Raw genomic sequence first — 1,596 nt, 5'->3', positions numbered from 1 at the left:
AACGGGAGTCGGCGCTGTCTGCTGTGCAGATGGAAGGACAGGCGAAGTCTGATCAACTGCACCAGGTGCATGCAGCGTTGGAGCAGTCGCGGCAGGAGGTGGCAGCCGGAGCGGAGCAACTGGCGGAACGCCAGCAGCAGCTGGAAGAGCATCAGGCCCGTCTGTTGTCACTGGAGGAGCTGGTGAAGCAACGGGAGTCTGAGCTGTCTGCCGCTGAGTCGGAAGGTCAGAGAAAGTCAGAGCAGCTGCAACAGGTGCAGGAGGAACTGGAGCAGTTCTTCGTGTCCCATCAGGAGGCAGTGGAGCGTAGTGGGGCGCTGGAAGTGCAGGTGCGTGAAGGGGAGCAGCGACTTGCAGTTGTGCGTGAGGAACAGGCTGAAGCGCGCGCGGAAAGCGAGCAGATGAGATTGGAGCTGGAAGAGCATCAAGCGCGTCTGTTGTCACTGGAGGAGCTGGTGAAGCAACGGGAGTCTGAGCTGTCTGCCGCTGAGTCGGAAGGTCAGAGAAAGTCAGAGCAGCTGCAACAGGTGCAGGAGGAACTGGAGCAGTTCTTCGTGTCCCATCAGGAGGCAGTGGAGCGTAGTGGGGCGCTGGAAGTGCAGGTGCGTGAAGGGGAGCAGCGACTTGCAGTTGTGCGTGAGGAACAGGCTGAAGCGCGCGCGGAAAGCGAGCAGATGAGATTGGAGCTGGAAGAGCATCAAGCGCGTCTGTTGTCACTGGAGGAGCTGGTGAAGCAACGGGAGTCTGAGCTGTCTGCCGCTGAGTCGGAAGGTCAGAGAAAGTCAGAGCAGCTGCAACAGGTGCAGGAGGAACTGGAGCAGTATTTCCATAACAGCCTGGGGCAGGCTGAGTTGATTGAACAACTCGTGATGCAACAACAGAGAGTAGTCCAGATATTAAGGATGGTATGGATATTCTGGACTGGTTCAGTTATTGACCTATGAAGCCAGACTTGGAGTCTGTGAGATGTGCCACATGTATGCTTGCTTTGAAGAATTCATTGAATGTCAAGCCCATTCCATAATCAAGACAAGGCAATCTTGATTTTGGCCACTGGATCCACCAGAGCAACAATTGCTAAATTCCGTAAAGACGCTGTCTTGGTTCTGCTCGTGAGTGGAAGAAGAATTGGACGCTTGTTCAGAGGGGCCCCCTCCCCCATTTAGCATGTATTGCCATGCCAGGCACCACTATGTCCGAAATCAGACGATCTAAATGGGGCCCGCTGAAAAAGGCAGATCCACTGCGGCGCACCTTGTTTCAGCGACAGAGACCCGATAAACTGGCCATGATCAGGGCAATCGACGATTGCTACAACTGCTGAGCGCTGCAGATGTACCAGAAACACCATAACGGGCAGCTTTCAATCGAGGATTTCCATGTGCCTTTCGGTGGCACGTTGGACTCGGACAACCGCTGGGTAATCTTCTCGTCCTTGATGCCTTGGGAAGTGCTGGAAGCAACCTATTCGCCTCAGTTCAGTCCCACCACTGGCGCCCCTGCAAAGCCTGTGAGGCTGGCGTTTGGCGCGCTGTTCATCAAGCAGCGGCTTGGCTTGACCGATGAAGAGACCGTGGAGCAGATCCGAGAGAATGC

General features: G+C 55.5%; 2 protein-coding genes. Both read left to right on the top strand.

Annotated elements, in window-relative coordinates; all coding sequences use genetic code 11:
• Positions 1-164: 164 nt before the first annotated feature.
• On the top strand, positions 165-944 hold the full coding sequence (locus KBY97_RS14585) for a hypothetical protein (RefSeq protein WP_255148065.1): 780 nt from the start codon (positions 165-167) through the stop codon (positions 942-944).
• Between the two features lie 389 nt (positions 945-1,333).
• A partial coding sequence (locus KBY97_RS14580) for a transposase (RefSeq protein ID WP_255148062.1) occupies positions 1,334-1,596 on the top strand: 263 nt, incomplete at its 3' end.

Source organism: Synechococcus sp. ATX 2A4 (assembly GCF_024346375.1).
Lineage (GTDB): Bacteria > Cyanobacteriota > Cyanobacteriia > PCC-6307 > Cyanobiaceae > MW101C3.
This window is presented reverse-complemented; position numbering and strand designations above follow the sequence as displayed.